Origin of the sequence: Frankia canadensis (assembly GCF_900197875.1) — a bacterium.
Lineage (GTDB): Bacteria > Actinomycetota > Actinomycetes > Frankiales > Frankiaceae > Frankia > Frankia canadensis.
This window is the reverse complement of sequence record NZ_FZMO01000541.1, coordinates 22,222-29,279: the sequence shown is the minus strand read 5'-3', so window position 1 is coordinate 29,279 and position 7,058 is coordinate 22,222. Positions and strand designations below refer to the sequence as shown.

General features: G+C 72.1%; 5 protein-coding genes. All 5 read left to right on the top strand.

Going from position 1 to position 7,058, the window contains the following annotated elements:
• Positions 1–459: 459 nt before the first annotated feature.
• The 5 genes from C1A33_RS30290 to rodA all read left to right on the top strand — a co-directional run bounded on the left by C1A33_RS30290 (position 460) and on the right by rodA (position 7,031).
• Positions 460–1,491, top strand: coding sequence for a rod shape-determining protein (locus C1A33_RS30290; protein ID WP_101835586.1), 1,032 nt, complete (start codon positions 460–462; stop codon positions 1,489–1,491).
• A 275-nt stretch (positions 1,492–1,766) separates the two neighbouring features.
• Positions 1,767–2,687 carry a rod shape-determining protein MreC gene (gene mreC, locus C1A33_RS30285; RefSeq protein WP_101835584.1) on the top strand — a complete coding sequence of 307 codons (921 nt, stop codon included), beginning with the start codon at positions 1,767–1,769 and terminating at the stop codon, positions 2,685–2,687.
• Between the two features lie 6 nt (positions 2,688–2,693).
• On the top strand, positions 2,694–3,236 hold the full coding sequence (gene mreD, locus C1A33_RS30280; protein ID WP_101835583.1) for a rod shape-determining protein MreD: 543 nt from the start codon (positions 2,694–2,696) through the stop codon (positions 3,234–3,236).
• Positions 3,233–5,713 (top strand): penicillin-binding protein 2, encoded by a 2,481-nt coding sequence (gene mrdA, locus C1A33_RS30275; RefSeq protein WP_101835581.1) that lies wholly within the window; start codon positions 3,233–3,235, stop codon positions 5,711–5,713. The genes mreD and mrdA overlap by 4 nt, the downstream gene beginning before the upstream one ends.
• Before the next feature lie 82 nt (positions 5,714–5,795).
• Entirely contained in the window at positions 5,796–7,031 is a 1,236-nt protein-coding gene (rodA, locus tag C1A33_RS30270) for a rod shape-determining protein RodA (protein ID WP_101835579.1), read from the top strand.
• Positions 7,032–7,058 lie beyond the last annotated feature (27 nt).

Sequence of the window (7,058 nt, the reverse complement as noted above, 5' to 3'; positions counted from 1 at the left end):
AGATCACGCTCCGGTTCGCACGCCGATGACCGATGCGCCGGGCCCCGTGCCGGTCGTCCGGTCAGGTCCGGCGCATCGGTCATCGGCGTGCGAACCGGAGCGTGATCTGGGCCGGGCTGCGGTGGGTATCGGCTGGATGACACGATGGCACCCGCTACGTCGATCCTCTCCGGCGGTGACACGATCGGTCCCACCGTCCACCGGGGCGGCGGGGGGCGAGGCGGCGGTCTACCCTCCAAGTACCTGCCCGGAGCGTGTCCGGTGGGTCGCGGTGGCCGACAGCACAGGTCGGTCTCCGTGGGTCGCCGGTCGGTCCCCGTGGGCGCTCCGGGTCTCCCTGCCCGATCCACGAACCCCCTGTACCTGTTCCACGCGCTTTCGGTGGTTCCCCGGTCGCCCCGCCGGAACCACGCCGGAGGTGGCCAGGACCGCATCCCCCGGGAAGGTCGGTACCCGACGATGTCCAGTTCGCTGTCGTTCCTCGGTCGTGACATGGCCGTCGACCTCGGTACCGCCAACACCCTGGTGTACGTGCGGGGCCGCGGGATCGTCCTGAACGAGCCGAGCGTTGTGGCGATCAACACCACGACGTCCGGCATCCTCGCCGTCGGCACCGACGCCAAGCGGATGATCGGCCGCACCCCGGGCAACGTGGTGGCGGTCCGGCCGCTCAAGGACGGCGTCATCGCCGACTTCGAGACGACCGAGCGGATGCTGCGCTACTTCATCCAGAAGGTGCACCGCCGGCGCCACTTCGCGAAGCCGCGGCTCGTCGTCTGCGTGCCGTCCGGGATCACCGGTGTGGAGCAGCGGGCCGTGAAGGACGCGGGCTACCAGGCCGGGGCGCGCAAGGTGTACATCATCGAGGAGCCGATGGCCGCCGCCATCGGGGCCGGCCTGCCGGTGCACGAGCCGACCGGCAACATGGTCGTCGACATCGGCGGCGGCACCACCGAGGTCGCAGTGATCTCGCTCGGCGGGATCGTCACCAGCCAGTCGATCCGCACCGCCGGCGACGAGCTGGACGTCGCGATCATCTCCTACGTGAAGAAGGAGTATTCGCTGATGCTCGGCGAGCGCACCGCCGAGGAGATCAAGATGGCGATCGGCTCGGCGTACAAGGTGCCGGACGAGCCCAGCGCCGAGATCCGCGGGCGCGACCTCGTCACCGGCCTGCCCAAGACGATCGTGGTCACCGCCGAGGAGATCCGCAAGGCCATCGAGGAGCCGGTGAACGCCGTGATCGACGCGGTCAAGGTGACCCTCGACCGCTGCCCGCCGGAGCTGTCCGGCGACATCATGGACCGCGGCATCGTGCTGACCGGCGGCGGCGCGCTGCTGCGCGGGCTGGACGAGCGGCTGCGCCACGAGACCGGCATGCCGATCCACATCGCCGAGAACCCGCTGCACTCGGTGGCCATGGGCTCGGGCAAATGCGTGGAGGAGTTCGAGGCGCTGCAGCAGGTGCTCATCTCCGAGCCGCGGCGCTAGCCACGGCGGCTCGGTGTCCGGTGGTCCGGCGCCAGGCCGGGCCGCCCGGGCATTCCCGGGATTCGGGAATTTCGTGTCAGAACCGGGAACGTCGCGGCGATGTCGATCGTCCGACCACAGCGACGGGCCGCGAGCGGTGGCCGGCCTCGGCCGGCCGCCCCGGCCCGCCGTGACCCGGCCGTTGCCCGCCCGTGCCGAGGCCGGGCCGCAGTTCCGCGCCCGCCGGCGCCTGCCGCCCGGCGCCGTGGGACCTGAGAGCTTGTTCGGAGGCCGTTGTGGGGCGTGACACGAGGCGATCCCGCCTGGTGATCGTGGCCCTGCTGATCGTCGCGTTCACCCTGATCACGCTGGACTACAGGACGGGCCGTTCGGCGACCGGCGCGCGCGGCGTCGTGCATTCCGTCCTGGGCGGGGTCGAGAACGGCGTCACCGCGGTGACCCGGCCGATCGGCCGCACGGTCTCGTCGCTGGCCCATCCCAACCGCTACCACGACCGTGCCGACCGGCTCGCCCAGGACAACGCCCGGCTGCGCCGCCAGATCGCCGACGACGGCCAGGTCACCCGGTTGAGCAAGGAGCTGTCCGACCTGCGGCTGCTCGCCGACAAGGGGCAGTACTCGATCGTCCCGGCGAAGGTGATCGCGGTCGGCGACGTGACCGGGACGGACTGGACGGTCACGATCAACGCCGGCCGTGACGACGGCGTCGTCGTCGACAAGACGGTCCTCAACGCGGACGGGCTCGTCGGCACCGTCTCGGCGGTCACGGCGCACACCGCCGTCGTCCGGCTGGCCTGCGACCCGGGCAGCCGGATCGGTGCCCGGCTCGAGCGCACCCAGCTGCTCGGCGCCGTCGCCGGCGGGCAGGGGCCGAGCACGCTCACGTTCACCCTCTACGACGCCTCGTTCCGGGTGCAGAAGGGCGACCGGCTGGTGACCTTCGGCAGCCTCGACTACGTGGCCGGCGTGCCGATCGGCGAGGTCACCAAGGTCACCGATGTCGGCGGGCTGTCCCGCACGGCCGAGGTCAAGCCGTTCGTGCACGTCGGCACGCTGGACCTCGTCGGTGTGGTCGTCAGCCGGCCGCCGGCCGACCCGGGTGACCGCCTGCTGTCGCCGCGTCCCCTGCCGCCCCAGCCGACAGCCCCCGCCCAGAGCGGGGCGGGCACCGCACCCGCCCAGGACGGGACGGGCTGAGCCGGCATGTGGGACATCCTCGACACCGAGGAGTCGGTGCGGCCCCGGACCGTCGTCGCCGCGGTCGTGCTGCTGGCCGTCGCCCTCGTCGCCCAGGTCTCGATCGTGGCCCGGCTGGACCTGCCCGGCGGGCGGTTCGATCTCGTCCTCGTGTTGCTGGCGGCCATCGCGCTCATCGAGGGTCCGCTGGTCGGAGCGATGAGCGGCTTTGTGGTAGGGGTGTTGGCCGATCTGGCGTCGAGTCATGTTCTCGGTCAGTCCGCTCTCGTTATGTGCCTGATCGGTTACGCTGTTGGCCTGGTGATGGAGGCGGCGGAGCGGTCGGTGGCGGTGCCCCTCGCGGTGATCGGGGGAGCGAGTCTGCTGGGCACCCTGGGCTATGCGGCGATCACCTCGATTCTGGGTGAGGCGGCGATGACCGGAGGCGAGGCCGTCGGCCGGGCATTGGCCGCGGGCGTCTACGCAGTGCTCATCGCGCCGTTCGTGTTCCCGCTGTTGCTGAAGGCCAGCCGCCGGCTCGCCGGTGGCCGGGCACGGGGCGGCCGATGAACGACCGGATGCGCATCCGCGTCCTGCTCCTTCGCGTTCTCGTCCTGTCGCTGTTGATTACTCTCGGTGCCCGGCTGTGGGTGCTGCAGATCCTGGACGGCGACCACTACCGCCAGGTGGCGGAGTCCAACCGGGTGCGCGAGGTCGTGACCCCCGCGACCCGTGGCATGATCCTCGACGATCATGGCCAGCCACTGGTCCGTAACCGCACGTCCCTGGTCATCTCGGTGAACCGGTCGGCGACGGACCGCCAGGCCGACCACGGCAAGGCCGTCCTCGCCCGCCTGGCCTCGGTGATCAACACGCCGGCCGATGAGCTCACCCGGCGCGTCCGCTTCTGCACCGCCCAGGTCCGCCCGCCGTGCTGGAACGGCTCGCCGTACCAGCCGGTGCCGGTGGCCAAGGACGTCTCCCCGCAGCAGGCCCTGGCCGTCATCGAGCATCCCGACCGCTTCCCGGGGGTGTCCGCCGATCTGCAGGCCGTCCGCGAGTACCCGCATGGGTCGCTGGCCGCCCACGAGCTCGGCTACCTCGCCCCGGTCTCCCAGGACCAGCTGAACAAACAGGGCGACGAGAAGGGCTACCACCTCAACAGCCTGATCGGCGTCGCCGGGCTGGAGAGCACCTACGACGACGAGCTGCGCGGCGCCGACGGGGTCGAGCGCCTGGAGGTCGACCGCTTCGGCCGGGTCGCCGGCACCGCGTCCACCACCGCCCCGCGCAGCGGCGACCACCTGGTGCTCAACCTCGACCTCGGCGTGCAGCAGGCGGCCGAGCAGGCCCTCCAGGACACGATCAACAAGCTCGGCGGCGGCGCTCGCACGGCGTCGGCGGTCGTGCTGGACGTGCGCACCGGCGGGGTGGTCGCGATGGCGAGCCTGCCGTCGTACGACCCGTCGGTGTTCGTCGGCGGAGTGTCGGAGAAGGACTACAAGGCGCTGTCGGACCCGGCCAACGGCATCCCGCTGCTGTCGCGGGCCTACCAGGGATCCGGCGCGGCGGGCTCCACCTTCAAGGTCGTCTCCACCGCCGTGGCGATGCAGAACCTGGGAGCGAAGCCCGACCAGCACTTCGACTGCTCGCCGACCCTGCAGATCGGTGACCAGATCTTCCACAACTTCGACGGCGAGTCCGCCGGGCCGATCACGCTGCACCAGGCGCTGGTGATCTCCTGCGACGTCATCTTCGACCAGTTCGCCTACGACTCCTGGCTCGCTGACGGCGGACTGCGCAACGGGCGCGGGCCGTACGCTCCGCCGAACGAGTACTTCGCCCGGATGGCCGAGGCCATGGGCTTCGGCAAGGCCACCGGGGTGGACCTGCCCGGGGAGGCGAAGGGGTCGGTCGTCGACCGGGCCGACGCGAAGGCGATCTGGGAGGAGCTGAAGGACTCCTACTGCCGGCGGGCCAAGAACGGCTACCCGGAGGAGCCGGACCCGGCCAAGGCCGAGCGGTACCGCAAGTACGCCGCCGAGGCCTGCGTGGACGGCTACCTGTACAACGCCGGCGCCGCCGCCCAGTTCGCGATCGGCCAGGGACAGTACCTGTCGGTGAGCCCCCTGCAGCTCGCCACCGCCTACGCGGCGATCGCCAACGGCGGCACGCTGTGGAAGCCGACGCTGGCCAAGGCGGCGATCTCCCCGGACGGCAAGGTGGTACGCACCTTCGCGCCGACGAAGGCGGGCACCCTGCCGGTGTCCCCGGAGATCCTGGCCTACATCCGCAGCGGGCTGCGGGGCGTGGCCAGCGAACCCGGCGGCACGGCGACCGGCGTGTTCGCGGACTGGCCGACCGACCAGATCCCGATTGCGGCGAAGACCGGCACCGCCGAGGTGGAGGGCAAGGGCGACACCTCGTGGTTCGCCTCCTTCGCCCCGGCCGACGACCCGCGGTTCGCCGTCGTCGTGACCATCCCGGACTCCGGCCAGGGCGCCCAGTACGCCGGCCCCGTGGCCAAGCGGATCTATCAGGCGATCTACGGCGTCGGGCAGCCGGCGGCGATGGCCGGCGGCAAGCCCCCGGCCACCCTCCCCAGGATCAACCGGGACGGCACGATCGCCGGCGCCACCACCGGCGACCCGGCACCCGCGCCCGCCACGGGCGCGACGCCGGCCGCCGGCACCCCGCCGGCCGCCGGCACCCCGCCGGCCGCCGGCACCCCGCCGGCCGCGATCTCGCCCACCGCCCTGTCACCCACCACCGCGGGCGGAGGCCTGCTGCCCGCCACGGCGGAGCCGGCACCCGCTCCGGGACCCGCTGCCGGTCCGCCGCGACGGGGTCCGCTCGTCGTGCTGCCCGCCGGATCGACGACGCCGTCCGACAGCGCCCGGGACGGTTCGACCACCGTGCCGCTCGGCCGGTACACCGCAGGAAGCGGTCCTGGGGTCGCCGCCACGGCGCGTCCCGCCGAGCGCACCACCACGCTGCCCGCGCCCGCGGCGTCGTCCGCCGCCGCGTCGAGCCGCGCGCCGCCCTAGCCCGGCGGGGCGTCAGCCCCGCCGCCCGCCGGCACCAGCCCAGCCCAGCCCAGCGACGTGAATCGGGAGACAGGAGGAGGCGTTGTCACAGGAAGCCGGGCCGACCGCGCTGCGCTCGTCCCCGGTGCCGCTGCGCGGCCGGATGGGGCAGCTGCGGGACCGGGCGTCGGGGCGTCACTCGCCGCTGCGGCGGCTGGACTGGACGCTGCAGCTCTGCGTCGTCGCGCTGTCCGTGATCGGCGCGCTGCTGGTCTGGTCGGCGACCCGCCAGCGCCTCGGTGAGGGCGGCGGCGATCCGCAGACGTTCCTCAAGCGGCATCTGCTGAACCTGGCGATCGGCCTCGTGCTCGGCGCGGTGGCGACCGTCGTCGACTACCGGGTGCTGCGCGCCTACGCGCCGTTCGTCTACCTGGGGTCACTGCTCGGGCTGGTCGCCGTCCTCGTGCTCGGCTCGACGATCAACGGCGCGCACTCGTGGATCGTGCTGCCGGCCGGGTTCCAGCTGCAGCCGTCCGAGTTCGCGAAGGTGGCGCTGGTTGTCGGCGCGGCGATGATCCTGGGGGAGAAACACGAGGACCGCCACACCGGGATCCGGCACAGCGCGCCCGGGCACGGTGATGTGCTGGTCGTGCTCGGGCTGACCGTGGTGCCGATCGGCCTGATCATGCTCCAGCCGGACTTCGGCACGGTCATGGTGCTCGTGTTCACGATCCTCGGCATGCTCGCCGTCAGCGGGGCGCCAAGGCGCTGGGTGCTCGGGCTGATCCTGTGCGGGGTGCTGTTCGGCGGCGCGATCCTGCAGTTCCATCTGCTGCAGCCGTACCAGGAGGCGCGGCTGACGTCGTTCGTCTCGGAGAACAAGGCGAGTTCCGGGACCGGGTACAACGTCTCCCAGGCGATGATCGCGATCGCGAACGGGGGGATCTCCGGGCGTGGCCTGCTGCACGGGCAGCAGACACAGGGTCAGTTCGTGCCCGAGCAGCAGACCGACTTCGTGTTCAGCGTCGCCGGTGAGGAGTTGGGCTATCTCGGCGCGGGCGGCGTGATCGTGCTGCTCGGGGTGGTGCTGTGGCGGGCGCTGTCGATCGGCTTCGCCTCCCAGGACTCGTTCGGGGCGCTCATCGCGACCGGCGTGGTCTGCTGGTTCACCTTCCAGTCGTTCGTCAACATCGGGATGTGCCTGGGGATCATGCCGGTGACCGGGCTGCCGTTGCCGTTCCTGTCCTACGGCGGCTCGTCGATGTTCGCGAACATGACCGCCGTGGGTCTGCTGCAGAACGTGCGACTGCGATCACGATCCGATCCCTACGCTCTGTGACGCGGGGGAGCCCGCGCCGCCAGGTGC